Annotated in this window: 21 protein-coding genes and 1 tRNA gene; 17 read left to right on the top strand and 5 right to left on the bottom strand. The window is 70.8% G+C overall.

The genetic code is table 11. The annotated features are described in order from the left end of the window. Positions 1 to 4: 4 nt before the first annotated feature. From AC0HI0_RS06860 to AC0HI0_RS06820, 9 genes are all read left to right on the top strand, one after another. A complete protein-coding gene (locus AC0HI0_RS06860) occupies positions 5 to 355 on the top strand; it encodes a hypothetical protein (protein ID WP_480931409.1) in 351 nt (116 codons plus the stop codon). Continuing rightward, on the top strand, positions 352 to 789 hold the full coding sequence (locus tag AC0HI0_RS06855; RefSeq protein WP_480931408.1) for a minor capsid protein: 438 nt from the start codon (positions 352 to 354) through the stop codon (positions 787 to 789). The genes AC0HI0_RS06860 and AC0HI0_RS06855 overlap by 4 nt, the downstream gene beginning before the upstream one ends. Before the next feature lie 13 nt (positions 790 to 802). Beyond that, positions 803 to 1,255: a phage tail tube protein gene (locus tag AC0HI0_RS06850; RefSeq protein ID WP_480931407.1), complete on the top strand. Its 453-nt coding sequence runs from the start codon at positions 803 to 805 to the stop codon at positions 1,253 to 1,255. Next, positions 1,255 to 1,737: a hypothetical protein gene (locus tag AC0HI0_RS06845; protein ID WP_480931406.1), complete on the top strand. Its 483-nt coding sequence runs from the start codon at positions 1,255 to 1,257 to the stop codon at positions 1,735 to 1,737. Before AC0HI0_RS06850 ends, AC0HI0_RS06845 begins: the two co-directional genes overlap by 1 nt. Positions 1,738 to 1,867: 130 nt before the next feature. Further along, positions 1,868 to 4,774 carry a phage tail tape measure protein gene (locus AC0HI0_RS06840; protein WP_480931405.1) on the top strand — a complete coding sequence of 969 codons (2,907 nt, stop codon included), beginning with the start codon at positions 1,868 to 1,870 and terminating at the stop codon, positions 4,772 to 4,774. 4 nt (positions 4,775 to 4,778) lie between these two features. Beyond that, positions 4,779 to 5,666 (top strand): phage tail family protein, encoded by an 888-nt coding sequence (locus AC0HI0_RS06835; RefSeq protein ID WP_480931404.1) that lies wholly within the window; start codon positions 4,779 to 4,781, stop codon positions 5,664 to 5,666. 21 nt (positions 5,667 to 5,687) lie between these two features. Next, positions 5,688 to 6,920: a hypothetical protein gene (locus AC0HI0_RS06830; RefSeq protein ID WP_480931403.1), complete on the top strand. Its 1,233-nt coding sequence runs from the start codon at positions 5,688 to 5,690 to the stop codon at positions 6,918 to 6,920. Between the two features lie 10 nt (positions 6,921 to 6,930). Continuing rightward, positions 6,931 to 8,079, top strand: coding sequence for a hypothetical protein (locus AC0HI0_RS06825; RefSeq protein ID WP_480931402.1), 1,149 nt, complete (start codon positions 6,931 to 6,933; stop codon positions 8,077 to 8,079). A 13-nt stretch (positions 8,080 to 8,092) separates the two neighbouring features. Beyond that, on the top strand, positions 8,093 to 8,866 hold the full coding sequence (locus tag AC0HI0_RS06820) for a hypothetical protein (protein ID WP_480931401.1): 774 nt from the start codon (positions 8,093 to 8,095) through the stop codon (positions 8,864 to 8,866). On the opposite strand, the gene AC0HI0_RS06815 is transcribed toward AC0HI0_RS06820, so the two are convergent. Continuing rightward, on the bottom strand, positions 8,867 to 9,358 hold the full coding sequence (locus AC0HI0_RS06815) for a hypothetical protein (protein ID WP_480931400.1): 492 nt from the start codon (positions 9,356 to 9,358) through the stop codon (positions 8,867 to 8,869). 165 nt (positions 9,359 to 9,523) lie between these two features. Between AC0HI0_RS06815 and AC0HI0_RS06810 the strand changes: the two genes are divergently transcribed. From AC0HI0_RS06810 to AC0HI0_RS06785, 6 genes are all read left to right on the top strand, one after another. After that, on the top strand, positions 9,524 to 9,751 hold the full coding sequence (locus AC0HI0_RS06810; RefSeq protein ID WP_480931399.1) for a hypothetical protein: 228 nt from the start codon (positions 9,524 to 9,526) through the stop codon (positions 9,749 to 9,751). After that, positions 9,748 to 10,383 (top strand): hypothetical protein, encoded by a 636-nt coding sequence (locus AC0HI0_RS06805; protein ID WP_480931398.1) that lies wholly within the window; start codon positions 9,748 to 9,750, stop codon positions 10,381 to 10,383. Before AC0HI0_RS06810 ends, AC0HI0_RS06805 begins: the two co-directional genes overlap by 4 nt. A gap of 1 nt (position 10,384) precedes the next feature. Continuing rightward, entirely contained in the window at positions 10,385 to 11,341 is a 957-nt protein-coding gene (locus tag AC0HI0_RS06800; protein ID WP_480931397.1) for a hypothetical protein, read from the top strand. Continuing rightward, positions 11,341 to 11,658, top strand: a complete 318-nt coding sequence (locus AC0HI0_RS06795) for a hypothetical protein (protein WP_480931396.1) — start codon at positions 11,341 to 11,343, stop codon at positions 11,656 to 11,658. Before AC0HI0_RS06800 ends, AC0HI0_RS06795 begins: the two co-directional genes overlap by 1 nt. Positions 11,659 to 11,885: 227 nt before the next feature. Continuing rightward, positions 11,886 to 12,034, top strand: a tRNA-OTHER gene (locus tag AC0HI0_RS06790). Positions 12,035 to 12,140: 106 nt separating this feature from the next. Next, positions 12,141 to 13,751, top strand: coding sequence for a vWA domain-containing protein (locus tag AC0HI0_RS06785; protein ID WP_480931395.1), 1,611 nt, complete (start codon positions 12,141 to 12,143; stop codon positions 13,749 to 13,751). Between the two features lie 68 nt (positions 13,752 to 13,819). On the opposite strand, the gene AC0HI0_RS06780 is transcribed toward AC0HI0_RS06785, so the two are convergent. From AC0HI0_RS06780 to AC0HI0_RS06765, 4 genes are all read right to left on the bottom strand, one after another. Beyond that, positions 13,820 to 13,963: a hypothetical protein gene (locus AC0HI0_RS06780; protein ID WP_480931394.1), complete on the bottom strand. Its 144-nt coding sequence runs from the start codon at positions 13,961 to 13,963 to the stop codon at positions 13,820 to 13,822. Positions 13,964 to 13,995: 32 nt separating this feature from the next. Beyond that, positions 13,996 to 14,376 carry a RapZ C-terminal domain-containing protein gene (locus AC0HI0_RS06775; protein WP_480931393.1) on the bottom strand — a complete coding sequence of 127 codons (381 nt, stop codon included), beginning with the start codon at positions 14,374 to 14,376 and terminating at the stop codon, positions 13,996 to 13,998. Continuing rightward, a complete protein-coding gene (locus AC0HI0_RS06770) occupies positions 14,376 to 14,846 on the bottom strand; it encodes a hypothetical protein (protein ID WP_480931392.1) in 471 nt (156 codons plus the stop codon). Before AC0HI0_RS06770 ends, AC0HI0_RS06775 begins: the two co-directional genes overlap by 1 nt. Before the next feature lie 382 nt (positions 14,847 to 15,228). Beyond that, complete coding sequence (locus AC0HI0_RS06765) at positions 15,229 to 15,486, bottom strand: hypothetical protein (RefSeq protein ID WP_480931391.1); 258 nt, start codon at positions 15,484 to 15,486, stop codon at positions 15,229 to 15,231. 83 nt (positions 15,487 to 15,569) lie between these two features. Here AC0HI0_RS06765 and AC0HI0_RS06760 point away from each other — a divergent pair, with 83 nt between their 5' ends. Together AC0HI0_RS06760 and AC0HI0_RS06755 are read left to right on the top strand one after the other, a co-directional pair. After that, positions 15,570 to 16,448 carry a helix-turn-helix domain-containing protein gene (locus AC0HI0_RS06760; protein WP_480931390.1) on the top strand — a complete coding sequence of 293 codons (879 nt, stop codon included), beginning with the start codon at positions 15,570 to 15,572 and terminating at the stop codon, positions 16,446 to 16,448. Then, positions 16,393 to 16,575: a DUF397 domain-containing protein gene (locus AC0HI0_RS06755; RefSeq protein WP_480931389.1), complete on the top strand. Its 183-nt coding sequence runs from the start codon at positions 16,393 to 16,395 to the stop codon at positions 16,573 to 16,575. The genes AC0HI0_RS06760 and AC0HI0_RS06755 overlap by 56 nt, the downstream gene beginning before the upstream one ends. Positions 16,576 to 16,735 lie beyond the last annotated feature (160 nt).

The following is a 16,735-nucleotide window of genomic DNA, read 5'->3' as shown; positions in this document are numbered from 1 at the left end:
TGCCGTGCCCAAGCGCGTCCGCTCGACCGTCAACCTCAAACCGGCTCAACGCGCAGCCCGCGCGGCTGCGGTGGTCGGGCTGAGGCTCGCGATGGAGCACCTGCTGGCCGAGTCCCGCAAGCAGGTGCCGCACGAGGAGGGGACTCTGGAGCGCTCCGGAGTCGCCCAGGTCGACGAGGCGACGCTGACCGGAGCGGTCTCCTACGACACCCCGTACGCGGTCCGGCAGCACGAAGAGCTGACCTGGCGGCACGACGACGGCCGCAAGCCGAAGTACCTGGAGGACCCGCACCGCGACGAGGCCGACGTGATGAACGCCCTCGTCGCAGCGCAGATCCGGCGGGCGCTCAAGTGAGCGACCTGGTGCTGGAGGAAGAGTTCGCGCTCCTGCTGGAGGAGCTGGGCCTGGGCAGCTACCGGCCGGCGGCGACGGACGGCACGCTCTACTGGCCGTCCGTGCCGTCCACACCGGACGTGTGCACGACGCTCGCCCTCTACGGCGGCGGCGAGTCGTCCTCCCTTGACCCGTACGACGAGCAGCGTCTCCAGGTCCGATGCCGCGGGGACGCCGCCGACCCGCGCGTGCCGCGCCGCCAGGCGCAGGCCGTCTACGACGCCCTGCACGGCCTCGGCCACCGCCGCATGCCCGGCGGCACCGAACTCCAGCTCGCCATCGGCCTGAACGGCGGTCCGGTCTACATGGGACGTGACGCCGACGGCCGCCACGAGTACGTCACCAATTTCCGCGTAGAGGTCTACCGGCCGTGGCTCGCCAGGCCGTCACGCTGAGAGGAAGAACCCGATGGCCCCAGTCAAGGTCAACGCCAGGGACTACATCGTCCAGGTGCTCGCCGCCGACGCGACCACCTGGCTGGAGATCGCCAACCTCAACACCATCACCCCGAACTACGCCGAGGGTGAGGAGACCGTCGACACCGGGGTCATAACCTCGGGAGGCAATGCCGAGTCGGAGATCATGCAGCGCGGCCGGGCCCTGACGCTGGAGGGATTCGAGACCAAGGACAGGATCACCGGCGCGCCGGACCCCGGCCAGGCGCGATGCCTGGCGTTGGCCAACGCCACGTCCTACGACTCGCTCGGCGTGATCCGGCTCCGCGCGGTGATGGACACCGAGTGGGAACGGTGGAACGCGACCTTCTCCGTGGGCGAGAAGGGCGGCGACAAGAACGCCAAGAGCGGGTTCTCCTGCACCATCACCCGGTCCGGGGCGTCGTCCACGATGGCGGTCTCGTAGTGGCCGAGGACGACGTGGACCTGGACCTCGACGACGTCGCGCACGACTTCGACGAGGACTGGGCCGAGGAGGACCTGAAGGTCAAGCCGCTCGCGGTCCGGCTGCTGGGCGAGCGCGTCGAGTTGCCGCCGGCGCTGCCCGCGTTGGTGGTGCTGTGGTTCGCCCGCGCGCGGGCCGAAGACGGCAGGCGCGCCGCACAGCCGGCCGAGATCGAACGGCTGGTCGGTGTGCTGATCGGCCGTGAGCGCGTGAAGAAGGCGCTGGAGTCCGGCATCTCGTTCGACCGGCTGGCCCGCATCCTCTACAAGGTCGTGAACCTGTACCGGGATCGCGCCGCAGCGGGGGAAGGCGTGGCCCCGGCGGCGGCCGGGACGGAGAGCACTGGCTCCGACTCGTCGTCAAGTACTGGGGCCTCCTCGTCGCCGACTGGCGTCGCGAGTACCACGGAGCCGACCTCCGCGCCGAGCTGGCCGCAGGGTTGAGCTGGACCCAGTTCCAGTTCGGGCTCCACGGCCTGTCCGACCAGTCGCGCTGGCGGACGGTCGCGAGCCGTGAACCCGTTGTGCTGTCGGGTGATTCCGGCCGCGATGTCCTCCGGAACTTCATGAGGGGGTGACCCCTGTGGATGTCGGCACGCTCGTCGGCTACATGGAGATCGACGACGGCGCATTCGCCGCCGGTCTGGCGGACGCGGGGGGTGACCTCGACCAGTTCATCGCCAATCTCGACGCCGACATGGAGCGCATGGAGCGCGAGTTCGACCGGGCGGCGCAGCAGTCGGTCCAGGAGATGGAGGACTGGTTCGAGGAGCTGGACCAGGTCGTCGAGGAGGCGTTCGCCGACGCGGAGAAGGCGGCGAACGCCGGAGGCGAGGAGGTCGCCGAGCAGTTCGTGCGGGGCGCGGACGGCAGGCTGCGCAACGCCAAGGGGCACTTCGTCAAGGCGGGAGAGGCCGCCGGTGACGGCTTCGGCGGCGGCCTCGACGCAACCGGCGGGCAGGGCGTCGACCGCGCGGGTGCGGGGATGCTCGGCGCGTTGAAGGGCATGGGGTGGGCCGCGATCGGCTCGGCGGTGGGCGCACTGTTCATGGACGCGTTCACGAAAGCGTTGGACGCGGAGAAGGCCAACGACAAGTTGGCCGCGCAACTCGGGGCGGGCGCGGAACTGTCCGGGGAGCTGGGCCGCGCGGCGGGCGAGCTGTACGCGGACGCCTACGGCGAGTCCGTGACCGACGTGAACGAGGCGCTGCGGTCGGTGTGGCAGTCCGGGATCGTCCCGGAGGACGAGGCGATCGAGGGCATCAAGGCCATCACCGCGACGGCGCTGGACTTCGCGTCCGCGATGGACGAGGACGTCACGGAGGCGACCCGGGCCGCCGCGAAGATGATCAAAACCGGTCTGGTCAAGGACGGCCAGGAGGCGTTCGACGTCCTCACCCGGGGTTTCCAGCAGGGTGCGGACGAGGCGGACGACCTGCTGGAGACGATGTCCGAGTACAGCACCATGTTCAGGGACGTTGGCTTGCGCGGCGACCAGGCGATGGGGCTGATCACGCAGGGCCTGCGCGCGGGTGCGCGCGACGCGGACACCGTCGCGGACGCGATCAAAGAGTTCGCCATCAGGGCACAGGACGGCAGTAAGGCGAGCGCCGAGGGGTTCGAGGCGCTGGGACTGTCCGCGAAGGACATGACCGCGATCATTGCCGCAGGCGGCCCCGAAGCCGCGCAGGCGCTCGACACCGTGCTGGATCGCTTGCGGGGTATGGAAGACCCGGTCGCTCGCAACGCGGCGGCGGTGGCCTTGTTCGGCACCAAGGCGGAAGACCTCGGGGACGCGCTTTTCGCGCTGGACCCGTCCGAGGCGGTGTCCGCGCTCGGCGACGTCGCGGGCGCGGCCGATCGGATGGGCGACACCCTCAACGACAATGCCGCTACGAAGATCGAATCCTTCCAGCGCACGATGGAGCAGAAGCTCGTCGGCTGGATCGGCGGCACACTGCTCCCCCAGCTGGAGGAGCTGGCCGGCGAACTGACCGGGCCGCTCGACGAGCTGAAGGAGAGCTTCGGCGACCTCGACCTGTCGACGGTCTGGGAGGCCACGAAGACCTCGATCGAGGGCGTCGTCAACATCATCAAGGGCCTGGTCGACGTGGTCGGCGGCGTCGTCAAGATCATCTCTGGCGTGATGACCGGCGACTGGTCGAAAGCCTGGGACGGCGTCCAGAGCATCACGTCCGGCGGTACGTCCATTGTGGAGGGAATGCTCGACTCCATGGTCGGGTCCGTCGTGGACCTGTTCGGCGGCAACTGGTCCGACATCAAGGCCAGCGCCAAGAAGGGCTGGGACGACCTCGTCTCGGCGGGCCGGGCCGGCGTCGAGATGGTCGTGGACGGGATCGAGTGGCTCGGCCGGATCCCGGAGCGCATCGGCGAAATCTGGGACCAGGCCAAGGCATGGACGGTCCAGAAGGTCGGCGAGCTGGCGGCGTGGGTGGACACCCTGCCGCAGCGCATCCTCGACGGCCTGGCCTCCCTGGGCGGCCTGCTCCTGGAGTGGGGGGCGGCGGCCTGGGAGGGCGCGAAGTGGGCCATGACCGAGGGGATCCAGTGGCTGATCGCGGCGGCGATCGCGCTGCCGCTGCGGATCATCGAAGGCGTCGGGTCGCTGACCGCGATGCTGATCGAGTGGATGGGCGACGCCTGGACCTGGGCGAAAACGACCGCGAGCGAGAAGTTCGACGAGCTGATCACCTGGGCGACCGGGCTGCCGGGCCGGATCGTGGAGGCGGTCGGCGAGCTGAACACCCTCGTCGGGCAGTGGGCGTCGGACGCCTGGCAGAACGCCAAGGACACCGCGGGCCGCAAGTGGGACGAGCTGATCACCTGGGCGACCGGGCTGCCCGGCCGGATCGTCGAAGCGGTCGGCGACCTCAACCAGCGCCTCGGCCAGTGGGCGCGCGATGCGTGGCAGAAGGCCAAGGACGGTGCGGCCGAGAAGGGCAACGAGCTGCTCGACTGGGTGACCGGGCTGCCGGGCCGGATCGTCGAGAAGATCGGCGACCTCGGCGGCAAGCTTTTCCAGGCGGGCAAGGAGATCATCAACGGCCTGCTGCGCGGCATCAAGCAGGCCGCGCAGGACGTGTGGGACTACGTGTCCGGCATCGGCGACAAGATCGCCAGCCTCAAGGGTCCGCTCCCTTACGACCGCAAGCTGCTGATCCCGGCGGGCAAGGCCATCATGGGAGGCCTGCTCGGCGGGTTGAAGTCCGAAGAGGACGCGGTGTTCGGCTACGTCTCGGGCCTGGGTGACCGGCTCGGCGTCGCGGGCCAGATGAGCGCCACGCTCGCGCCGCCATCCACAGTGACCGGCCCGGACCAGCCCGCGCAGTGGCAAGGCGGTACGGGTGGTCCGGGCCATGACCGGGCGCTGGTCCAGATCGAGAACTACCACCCGCCCAAGGACGACGACCCGCACGCGACCGCGGTCGAGTTGGACTGGCTGAGCAAGAACGGGGGTTGACCCCATGGCCGGAGAGCTGATCACCGCCGACTACCAGGTGGAGTGGCGCGGCGTGGTGCTCGGCAGCGCATCGGTGTGGGGCACCAGCAGGATCGAGGGGCTGTGGGACCTGCCGGCGCAGCGTGGCACGAACGCCGCGCTGCCCGGCTACCACGGCTCCGCCCCCGGCCCGAAGACCAGTGGCGAGCGGTACATCACGTGGTCGTTCAAACGCAAAGGCGTGCCACCGCGCGGATTCGCGGCGGCGGTCGACGAGCTGCGCCGGATCACCGCTCCCCAGGAACGGCCACAGGAGGAGGATCTGGTCCTCAGCCTGGACGGCCAGTCGTGGCTCGTGCGGGTGCGCGTGCTCCGGCGGAACGTCCCGGTCGACCGGCACTACGCGATCGGCTACACCGAGGGCTCGGTCCAGTGGGAGGCGACCGACCCCCGGATCTACTCCCCCGTCGAGCGGGTCGCCGCGATCGGGCTGGCGTCCGGCTCGCCGTCCGGGCTCGACTTCGGCTCGGGCGGCCTGGACTTCGGCGGCGGCGGCCTGGACTTCGGCGGACCGCCCACCGGCGGGCTGGTCGTGGTCCGGAACTCCGGTCACGTGCCGACGTGGCCGGTGCTGGAGGTGATCGGTCCGTGCACCGGGCCGGTCATCACCTACGGCGGCCGGACGTTGCGGTTCCGGCCGGACTTCGTGGTCGCCGCCGGCCAGACCGTGGTGTTGGACACCCGGCCGACGTGGCACACCGTCGAGATCTCCCGGGTGAGCGTCCGGCAGCGGCTCCTCGTCGCGCAGTGGACGCCGCTGCTGCCCGGTGTGGACACCCAGATTTCGTTCACCGCCGCTTCGTACGACGCCTCCTCCCTGCTGCGCGTGAAGTGGCGGGACGCATGGCACTGAACAAGAACCCGGAGGTGCCCTGTGGCAACGCGTGATCCGTGGGCGGTGATGGACGGGTCGACCCGCAAGGTCGACGCCGAGGACGCGCGGGTCGCGGTCGGCGCGCTGTGGACGCCCGGCACGACCGCGATCACCGCCCGCCAGGGCCTGCGGCCCGGCCCCGGGAACCCGGGGCTGGTGCAGGCGACCGGCACGCCGGGCGCGAACGTGACGGTCAACGCGTGGCAGCACGTGATGACCGCGAGCCGAGGCGCGGGCCCGTACATCGGCACCGAGACCTCCACCGCGACGATCCCGATCCTGGACGTCCCGGCCGACCCGACCAACCAGCGCAACGACCTCATCATCGTGCGCCAGGCCGACACGTACTACGGCGACGGCGCGACGGTCGGCGGCCCGATCCGCGTGCAGGGCAACCCGTCCGGCAGCCCGGCCGACCCGTCGCTGGCGGCCTACCCGGACTACATCCAGCTGGCACGGGTGCGGGTCACGGCCGGGGCGACCACGATCACCAACGCGATGATCGACGACTTGAGGCCAGGGTGGACGGTCGCGCTCGGCGGCATCCTCCCGGTCGAGTCGGTTGCACAGCGCGACGCCCTCACGCCGTGGTCCGGGCTCACGGTCTACCGGCGCGACAAGGGCTGGTCGGAGACCCACGACGGCACGGCGTTCCGGGTGCCGGACGGCCAGCACGTCGGCGCGCTGGCCGACATCACCCATCCGGCGACCAACCAGTCCGCGGTGCTCACCACCGACTTGGTGCTGTACCGGTGGTCCGGCTCCTCCTGGCTCGCGGCCGTCGCCCTGCGCAGCGGCACCACGACCGCCACCCGGCACGAAGCGTCCTACCGGCAAACGAACTCGCACTTGATGTCGAACGGTGTGCTGACCGCGTGCAAGTTCGATGCCACGCCCGACTACACGTCCAACGACGTCACGGCCTCCGGCACCGGCAACACCACGTTCACCTTGAACCGCTCCGGCCTGTGGACCATCTCGTGGGCGCTGCGGTTCGTCAGCGGCGGCAGCACGGGCGAGCGAAGCGCCGAACTGCGCAGGGTCTCGGCGTCGACCTACCTCGGCGGCGGCAACCAGAACGGCACCAGCTCGGCCTGCCAGTTCAGCGGTTCGGTCACACAGCGGTTCACCTCGGGCGAGCAGTTCAACGTCAACGGCTACCAGAACTCGGGCGGCAACCTCGGCACCGAGGCGACCAACACGTTCCTCACCCTTGCCTGGCACGGGGCCTGAAAGGACGGCCGTGGTTGCAGAGTGGACGTACCAGGTGCACGACCTGCTGACCAACGTGCCGGTCTGCGAGTTGCCGCTGACCGGGGTGTCGTTCAGCAAGGTGCTCAACGGCAGCGGCCAACTCCGCGGCTCGTTCCAGGTCGAGGACCGCGCCGCTCCGCGCCGGCGCGTCGCGAACGCGTACGACGCCACGATGCCGTGCAGGCGCGTGGTGTACGCGCTGAGGGACGGCGTGCCGCAGTGGGGCGGGATCATCTGGACGAGCGCCTACGACTCCCGCACCGGCAAGGTCTCGATCGGGTGCGGCGACTGGTGGTCCTACTTCGACCACCGCAAGGTGCTGCCGCTGCTGGCCTTCCCGGTGGACGTGAAGTTCGAGGTCGCCGAGCTGGCCTACACCCAGCTCGGCGTCGACCAGAACGCCATCGCGCGCAACCTGGTCGCGCTGGCCCAGTCGCACACCGGCGGCAACATCGGGATCGTGCACGACAACCCGGCCAGCACGAGCGGCATCCCCCACGACCGGACGTGGCACGGCTACGAGCTGGCGGACGTCGGCGAGGAGCTGCGCCGGCTCACGCAGGTGCTCGACGGCTCGGACATCACGTTCGACGTGTCCCCCGCCCTGGACGCGAACGGACGCCCGGTGCGGTTGATGCGGCAGGGCGACCCGTGGCTGGGCCAGCAGGGCTCGGCGTGGGTGTGGGAGACCGGCGGCAACATCGAGGCGTTCACGTGGCCGCGCGACGGCACCCGCTACGCCAAGCGGGCCTTCGGCGTGGGCAAGGGGATCGAGGACGGCACGCCGATCGCGGTCGCCGAGGACACCTCGCGCCCGGGTTGGCCGCTGATGGAGCTGGAGGCCGGCTACTCCAGCGTCGAGTCCGCCGACGTGCTCCAGGCGCACGCGGACTACGACCAGCAGGTGGCTCGCCTTCCGGTCGCCTTGCCGACGCTCACCGTGCGCGGGGACCGGTCGCCGGCGATCGGCGAGTGGGGTGTGGGCGACGACGGCCGGGTGCTCATCGAGGACGACTGGGTGCCGGACGGCATCGACACCACTATGCGGATCGTCCGCGCGGACATCACGCCCGGCGACGGCTCCGCCGACGAGCAGGTGGTGCTGACCATGGGTCCGCTGCTGGACGACGTCGCATGATCGGGGGTGCCGCGTGGGCGAGGTGAACCTCCCGACCGACCTGCTCGACCAGATCAAGGACCTGCGCCGCCAGATCTCCGAGATCCGCAAGAACGTCGGCCTCTCCAGCGCCATCCTGCGCGGCGGCGGGCTGTCCCTGCTCGACGGCGCGTTCATCAAGATGATCGACGCCAGCGGCGTCCAGCGCCTGTTCGCCGGCGGTGCCGAAAACGTGCCGCTCCCTGACGGCAGCCCTCAGCCCGTGTTCACCGTCGCGGACGCCGCAGGCGTGCAGCGGTTCGCGATCTACGACCCGTTCCCCCTGGTGGACGGCTACGTCCCGGTGGTCTGGATCTGGGACCACACCGGCCGGGTCGTGCTCACGAGCGACCGCAACGGCGGCATGGCCGAACCGTGGATCTCAGTCCCGATGTACGCCAAGGCGTTCCCTACCGCGTTCCTGGACACCTCGGGTACCGACCTGACCCTGCCGGTGTCGGCGTGCACGGGCGACGTGGTGTGGGAGGGCCGGCTCGGCAAGATCTCGCATCCGCGGATCCAGTACGACTTCGTCGGCGGCCGAGCCACGGGGGTCAGCGGATCGCCGACCTACACGTTCGTCGTGAACGGGTCCACCCTCGACACCTTCGCGACGACGACCTACGCCCCATACCTGCGTGGCCCGTTCAACATCGCCGGACTGCTGGGTCAGTCGAACATCCCGGTGCAGCTCAAGGTGAGCGCGACCGGAACGGGAAATGACCGGATCGCGTGCAACATGAACGCCGTCTGGATGCGGCAGACCTAGCTAGCGGTACTCCACGAAGTACGGGCTGTCCGGGTAGCAGCCCTGGCCGGGGCCGGAGTACCAGTTCTGGCCGTCCGGGTTGAAGCACCAGGCGGTGTCCGGGGTCCGCGACGTGGTCTGCGGCCGGGTGGTCGTCAGGGTGTTGCCGGGTTCGCCGGTCGGCTCCACCGGGTCGGCCTGCTGCTGGACCTGCTGCTGTCCCTGCTGCTGTCCCTGCTGCTGCACGGGCTGGTCGCCCTGCGTCTGGCGCTGCTGATCCTGCTGGACCGCCACCGCGGTGTCGCTCGTCGTGGTCGCGGAGGTCGAGCTGGCGGACGCCGAGCCGGTCGACGACACCGTGGCGACGACCTGGTTGACCACCGCGCCCTCGCCGGCCGGGTCGGCGGCCGGGCTGGTCGCCTTGGCCACGATGACCCAGCCGAGGCCGAGCAGGCCGATCGCCAGCACCGCGATCAGCGGGATCAGGACCTCACGACGCGCGTACCTCTGCACCTGGACCACCCCTGGGACCGGCCCGCGACTGCGGGCGCCTGCTGGTGTATCGGCAGGACAGACGCCTACCGCAACAACTCGTTGCGTGGTCTCACCCGGGCGGAGCAACGACATCACGGGCTGTCTATCGCCCATCACCCAAAGCACAACGATCAGGAGGGGTGAGTGGGTGACCTCGCAATTCTGCTCACGGCCATCGCGGCCGTCGTCGGCGCAACCGGGACCGCCGCCACCGCGATCATCACCGCCCTGCGCGCATCCCCCCGCGAACGCAAGCGAGCGGCACGCGGGGCGATCGCACGCCTCGCCGAAGCCGCCGCCGACGGGCAGATCACGAAGGAAGAACTCGACGCGGTGCTGGAGATCGACCGGGAGGAGGGTGACGAGCGGTGACCTCTGACCACGTTGACCAGACTGTCGTCCAGCCCGCCGCCGACCAGGCCGCATCCCCGCACGCCCACCGCCGGATCGTGTTGCTCGGCGCGGCCACCGGGGTGTTCCTCACCGCCGCTCTACTGCTCTTCCTGCTGCTGGACGGGCGGGCGCGGGCACGCGAGGAAACGCTGAGCCAGTCGGTGACGGCGCTCGCCCAGCAGGTGACCGCGATGGGCGGCACGCCGGTGGTGCAGCCGCCTGGCATCCCCGGACCGCAAGGAGTTCAGGGTCCGCAAGGCGTCCAGGGCGAACCGGGCTCGCCCGGCGTCACCGGTCCCCCCGGTCCGCCCGGCACTGCCGGCGAGAAGGGCGTGGACGGCACGTCGCCGCCATGCCTGGCCGAGCCCGCGCAGTGCAAGGGCGTCGACGGCCGGGCCGGGCCTCCCGGTGTGGAGGGTCAGCCCGGCAAGGACGGGCCGCCGGGTCCGGCCTGTCCTGCGGGCTATGAGGTCCGTGACGCCGTGATCACCGCACCGGACGGATCGACCTACAGGGGCACGGCGTGCGTGGACCCCGCGACCAGTTCGACGCCGAGCCCGCCCAGCTCGTCGCGCGTCGCGTCGTCGCGTGTCGCGAGAACAGGAGGTTGACGTGGTCGACTGGCTACCGGGCTTCGAGCGATGGGACCTGGGACTCCCGGGCGTCGCGTTCGACGAGCCCGACGACCCGAAGGCGCTGCTGCACTCCACGGAGGGCAGCTCGGTCGAGGGTGCCGTGGACGCGTACCGGCCGTACCCGCCGCACCTCATCGTGGACCCGTTCCGGCGCAGGAAGTTCCAGCACATCCCGCTGACGCGCGGCGCGTACGCGTTGTGGAACGAGGACGCGGACGACTCGCGCTGCTACCAGGTGGAGATCGTCGGGTTCGCGGCGCAGTCGCATACCTGGCCGGACGAGGTGTTGCGGTGGCTCGGCGAGGAGCTGGCCCGGCCGCTGCACGAGTACGCGGGCGTCCCGTACGTGGTGGTGCCGCAGGGTTTCCGGCGCGACGGCGAGATGCCGTACGAGCTGGCCTCCGTGAACAGCCCGCTGCGGCTGTCGCAGTCCGGACTGGACTCGTTCTCGGGGTTCCTCGGCCACCAGCACGTGCCGGGCGACGACCACTGGGACCCGGGCGGCCTCCGGGTGGACAAGATCCTCGACTACGCGCGCGGCGGTAGCGCCGCGCGAGGAAGGCAGGGCGGCGACATGGCGACCCTGATCAGGGACAGGGACAACGGCCGCTGGTACGAGCAGCACGGGCCGTACGTCACCGGGATCGACGCGAAGATCGCGACGGACACGATCGCGGACCCGCGCAACTCGGTGTGCGTGATGTGGCTGCCGCACACCGAGGTCATGGACCGCATCACCAAGTCCGAGGCCGCGCTGGACGCCGGGCGCGAGGCGAAGAAGGCGACCGTGCTGCTCGGCGAGTTGGTGGGCGCGGTCAAGGGGCTGCGGCTCGGCGGGGTGGACACGGCGGCGCTGGCCGCCGACCTCGGCGGCCGGCTCGCCACCAGTCTCCCGGCCGCCGTGGTCGACGAGTTCAAGAAGGCAGGCAACTGATGCTCGACACCGTCAACCTGCTCGGCGTCATCGCCGCAGTGCTCATCCCCGTGCTCAACGGCTTGCTGACCAAGCAACGGGAGAGCAAGCTGCGCGCCGTGCTCCAGTTGGTGCTGAACGCGGCGGCCGGGTTCGTCGCGGAGTGGATCGACGCGGCGACCTCCGGGACCGCCTACGACGTGAAGGCCGCCGCCGTGACCGCCGGGCTCGCCCTGGTGGTGGCGATCGCGACCGAGGCCGGCATCTACGCGCCGCTGGGCGTGAGCGCCTGGGCGAAGCGCACGGGCCGCAAGGACGACTACGGTCTGGCGGCCTGACCAACACCGTGCAGTGATCGAGATGCCCCCGTGCCCGCTCCCTCGTGGAGCTGGGTGCGGGGGCTTCCGTCGTGCGCCGATGTGGTGAGCGGGCTCAGCCGTTGGTGATAATCCGTTGCGGCACAGCGCATCACGACTACTGTGGGCGTCGCACTCCCGGTGCGCAGACGAGGGTTACTTCCACTTCTAATGGGCGGGTTGCGGGTTCGAGTCCCGCCAGCGGCTCCGGTCGCTGTAGCTCAACTGGCAGAGCAGCTACGTCACCCTCGCCGTCTTGATCTCGGGAGCCACAACTTCACACGATGCCCGGTGCGCAGGCCAGGGTTACTTCTTGCTGAAAACAAGGAAACGCGGGTTCGAATCCCGCCGCCGACCGACGGTCGGTGTCGTCCAGCGGCCCAGGACAACCGTTTCCCTTGCCGTCTTGATCTCGGGCATCGTGTGGGGCTGTAGCGCTCCCTCCACATTGGAGGTTGAGCCAGATGGCCAAGTTCAACGCCGCCGCGACCACGCGGCCGTCCGCGCGCAGCCCGGTCGCCACCGAGCGCACACCGTCCGGCCGCACCTTCGAGGGCGGTCCCGGTTACGCGCGGGACACCAAGTCCGAGCTGTTCCTCCTGGCCGTCGCGAACATGGGCGGCCAGGAGGAGACGTTCTACGAGTCCGGCGAGCGGCGCGACAGCCGTTTCGCCGAGCTGGTGCGCGCCGCCGCGCTCGCCGATCCGGAGTGGACCGCGCGGCTGCTGGGCTGGCTGCGGGACGGCGCGAACATGCGCACCGCCTCGCTGGTCGGCGCGGCCGAGTACGTGCGCGCCCGCCTGGACGCCGAGCGCGCCGACGTGGTCTCGCACGCGCCGATCTCCAGCCGCGCGGTCGTGGCCAGCGTGCTGCGGCGCGCCGACGAGCCGGGCGAGCTGCTGGCCTACTGGACGTCCCGGTACGGGCGGGCGATCCCGAAGCCGGTCAAGCGCGGTGTCGCGGACGCGGTGCGCCGGCTGTACGACGAGCGGTCGCTGCTGAAGTGGGACTCGGATTCCCGGGGGTTCCGGTTCGGCGACGTGCTGGACCTGACCCACCCGACGCCGCGCGAGCCGTGGCAGGGCGAGCTGTTCCGCCACGCGATCGACCGACGCCACAACCGCGACGCGGAGATCCCGGGCGGACTGAGGGTGCTCTCGTCGCGGGCGGGTCTCACGTCGTGGCCGTCCGCCCAGCGGCGTGACCTGTTCAGGGGCGGTCGCGGTGCAGGCGACGTGCTGTGGTCGGCGGGCATGACGTGGGAGGCGGTCGCGGGCTGGTTGCAGGGCCCGATGACCGCGCGGGTGTGGGAGGCGCTGATCCCGTCCATGGGCTACATGGCGCTGCTCCGCAACCTGCGGAACTTCGACGAGGCGGGCATCTCGGACGAGGTGGCCGAGCAGGTCGCCGAGCGCCTGTCCGACCCGGGCCAGGTGGCGCGCTCGCGGCAGTTCCCGTTCCGGTTCCTGTCCGCCTACGAGGCCGCGCCGAGCCTGCGGTGGGGTCACGCCCTGGACAAGGCGCTCCAGGCGTCGCTGTCCAACCTGCCCGCCCTGCCGGGCCGGTCGCTGGTCCTGATCGACACCTCGGCGTCGATGACCCACAGCACGATCTCGGCGCGCTCCACCGTCACCCCGGCCAAGGCGGCGGCGGTGTTCGGCGTGGCGCTCGGCGCGAAGGGCGAGCAGGTCGACGTGCACGGGTTCGCCGACCGCGAGTTCCGGCACCCGATCGCGCGCGGCGGCTCGGTGATCCGCGAGGTCGACCGGTTCCTGCGCCGGATCGGCGAGGTGGGGCACGGCACGGACATCGTCGGCGCGGTGCGTCGCTGCTACGACGGGCACGACCGGGTGTTCATCGTCTCGGACATGCAGACCATGTCCGGGCGGGGGGCGGGCGTCGACCGGCTGGTGCCCGCGCACGTGCCGGTCTACGGGTTCAACCTCGGCGGGTACGAGCACGCCGCGTTCGCCACCGGGTCGGGCAACCGGCACGAGTTCGGCGGGCTGACCGACGCGACGTTCCGGGCGGTGCCGCTGCTGGAGGCCGGCCACGACGCCGCCTGGCCGTTCTGACCACCACGCACAAGAGCCCGCCGCCCCGGAAAGGGGGTGGCGGGCTCTTGTGCGTTCGCCGGGCGGGGTCAGCGCGGGTTGCAGGTGTAGCAGTCGGTGTAGAGGAGGTCGTGGTCGCGGCACAGGACATCGCCGTTGCTCTCCAGGTAGCCGTCTGCCGGCACCGGCGGGCCGGGGTCGACCGCGTGCGCGGGCGTCGTCTCGTCGGTCATCTCGTGATCCTCCTGGGTGGTCGGCCTCGTCGTCACGACGTGGGGTCGATGTGGATGTGCCGGTGCTCCACGGTCACCAGGACCCGCATCCGGCGCAGCTCCTCGGCCAGCCGGAGTGCCAGCACCGGGCCGCGGTGCCGGCCCCGGCTGCTGCCGAACGCGATGACGCAGGACTCGCCCGGCGGGACGGTGCGGAACCAGGTCCCAGCGACGCGGAGGGTGTCGATCGCGCCCCGCGCGCCGAGCACCGCGGCCTGGACGCCGGAAGCGTGGCCGTCGTCGCCGAGCAGGCCGGTCGCGAACGCCACGTCGGCGAGCCGGCGGACGTCGAACGTCAGGTCCGCGCGCGGCGGCTGGCCGCCCTCCAGGAGGTCGTAGCCGAACGAAGTCACCGTGTGCACGGGCCAGGGCATCAGTCTGCGTCTCCTGTGCTGCTCGTGGTGGTCGGGGGTGCCTCTCCGGGGGAGATGGAGATCGGAGAGGCACCCGCCCTGCCTGGCCCGACATCGCGCACGGACGGGCCAGGAGTCTGATCGACGTCGACGACGAACACGTCGACGTCGGGCGGTCGCAGATCGAGGAGTTCGGCGACGATGTCGACGAGCGGGCCGGCGCGCTGCCACTCCGGGACGGTGGTGGTCACGGTGTCCGAGTCGTCCTCGACCACCAGCTCCCGCCGGGCCAGCGCCATCCGGGTGCCGATAAGGTGCAGGTGGTCGACGTAGGGCGTGCCGGCCCAGATCCGCTGGGCGATCAGGCCCACCACGTCCTCGCCGATCCCGTCGTACACCACGTGCCACACCACCCACGTGCCCTGCGCCCGCAGCTCGCGCAACCGGTACGGGTCGCCGCCGGGCAGGGTCGGATCGAGTTCGCCGGTCATCACGCCCGCCACCGGGCGGGGTGCGGCGGGACCACCTCGGGGGGAGGCGGTGGCCCCGCCGCGTGCCGCGCCCTCGGGGGGTGAGGCGCGGCGTCTGGTGCCCGGCCGCCACCGCGACGGAGTCGTGCGGCGGTGGCGGCCGGGGATCGTGGCCCGGCGGGGCGGGTGTGGGCCCACCCCGCCGGGTACAGCGCGGCCGGCGGGAGCGCCGACCTGTCCTCGGCTGCACCGCCGCCCGCCGCGCATGTCCGGCCGCGATCGAGCACGGCCGGGTGCCTGAGGTGTCGGTAGCCCGCCGGGCGCGAGGACGGCTGACGCAGCCCGCGCACCACCCACGGGGCACCGACCAGGAGCGCCGCCAGCACGCCCACCACGACGTCCATCACCGGCGGCCGGTCATGAGGCCGCGGCCGAACTCCAGGGCCGCGATCAGTCGTTGGAGTTCGTCCAGGTTGTAGCGCCCGGCCGGCGGCGGGGTGATCAGGCAGAGGTCTCCGGTGGTGATGTCGAGGGTCACCGTGGTGATCGCGTCGCGTCCGATGCCGTTTCGGCACTGGATGTCCTCGCTGTAGGGCTGGGGCATGTGGATCTCCAGGCAGGGCGGATAGGCTGAGCTGTGCTGCAAGGTGCTGCGCAGCACTAGCATGTGCTGCGCAGCACTCTGGTGCAATGCCCCGATCGGGCGTTCCGTGCCCGTCTGATCACCCGCTTATGCTGTGCCGCATGGTCCGCAGCACCGGCAAGGCCACCGCTCTCGGCGCGCGTCTCCGCGCCACCCGCGAGGCGCAGGACGTCAGCCAGCGCGCGCTCGACAAGCTGCTGCGCTGGGGAACCGGCACGACGAGTCGGATCGAGACCGGCGAGCGCCCACCCGACACGGAGACCGTCGCGACGATCCTCGACGCGCTGGGCATCGCGGATCCGGAGCGCGCCGAGATCCTGGAGCTGGCGCAGGACTCCGGGTCGGGCTCGACCTGGTACGCGACGACCCTGCCCGAGCAGGCCGCCCAGATGGCCGCGCTGCTCGAACTCGAACAGCGCGCCGATCGCGCCTACGAAATCTCACCGCTGATCGTGCCCGGCGTTTTCCAGACTCGCGCCTACACCCGCGCGATCATGCACGCAACGAAGGTGCCCAGTCACGAGGTCGAACCCAAGGTCTCGATGCGGATGGGACGCCGCGACATCCTCACCCGCAAGAATCCCGTCACCATGACGGCGATCATCGGCGAGCGGGTCCTGCGCGACCGAATCGGCGGCGCGGCGGTGATGGCGGAACAGCTCGATCATCTTGCCGCCGTGTCGAGGCTGGACAATGTCGATCTCCGAGTTCTGCCCGATGGCATCGGCTGGACGCCAGCGCACATCGGGGCTTTCTATCTGCTTGAGTTGTCGGGCACCTCTCTCGTCCACATCGAGCTGAAGGGTTCGGCGATTTTCCTGGAGGACAAGGAGGATGTCGCGGCCTACCGGATGGCCGTGGATGAAGTGCTGAGTGTCGCGATGAGCGCGGTCCTGTCCACCGAACTCATCGCGCACGCAGCCGATGAAATCAGAGGATCAGATGAGCGTGACAGCATGGCGGAAGAGCAGTCGCAGTAACGAAACAAACTGTGTCCAGGTCCGACGCGACCTGGGCGCGGTCCGCGACTCCAAGCACCCCGGGCCGGAACTGACGTTCCGACCCGCGGTGTTGAAGATGTTCGTGCGGGCCGTGCAGGCCGGCTGAGCCGGAGCACCAGGAGGCCGCGCCCAGAGCTGCTGGGCGCGGCCTCCGTGCGTCAGTGTGCCGGCGGCCGTACCGCCGTGGAGGCGGTACGGCCGGTACAGATCCGGTACAGGACAGCCGTCAAAACGCAGGACACAGAGGACACCGAGGACAGGCGTCT

It is taken from the genome of Saccharothrix sp. NBAS 001, assembly GCF_056640475.1.
Note: the sequence above shows the minus strand (reverse complement) of the source record. Positions and strands in the feature narration are given on the sequence as shown.

Coding starts and splice junctions, on each gene's coding strand:
- AC0HI0_RS06835 (WP_480931404.1), top strand. CDS start 4,779: ATGGCCGGAGAGCTGATCACCGCCGACTACCAGGTGGAGTGGCGCGGC.
- AC0HI0_RS06850 (WP_480931407.1), top strand. CDS start 803: ATGGCCCCAGTCAAGGTCAACGCCAGGGACTACATCGTCCAGGTGCTC.
- AC0HI0_RS06770 (WP_480931392.1), bottom strand. CDS start 14,846: ATGACCGGCGAACTCGATCCGACCCTGCCCGGCGGCGACCCGTACCGG.
- AC0HI0_RS06760 (WP_480931390.1), top strand. CDS start 15,570: ATGGTCCGCAGCACCGGCAAGGCCACCGCTCTCGGCGCGCGTCTCCGC.
- AC0HI0_RS06785 (WP_480931395.1), top strand. CDS start 12,141: ATGGCCAAGTTCAACGCCGCCGCGACCACGCGGCCGTCCGCGCGCAGC.
- AC0HI0_RS06795 (WP_480931396.1), top strand. CDS start 11,341: ATGCTCGACACCGTCAACCTGCTCGGCGTCATCGCCGCAGTGCTCATC.
- AC0HI0_RS06755 (WP_480931389.1), top strand. CDS start 16,393: ATGAAATCAGAGGATCAGATGAGCGTGACAGCATGGCGGAAGAGCAGT.
- AC0HI0_RS06780 (WP_480931394.1), bottom strand. CDS start 13,963: ATGACCGACGAGACGACGCCCGCGCACGCGGTCGACCCCGGCCCGCCG.
- AC0HI0_RS06775 (WP_480931393.1), bottom strand. CDS start 14,376: ATGCCCTGGCCCGTGCACACGGTGACTTCGTTCGGCTACGACCTCCTG.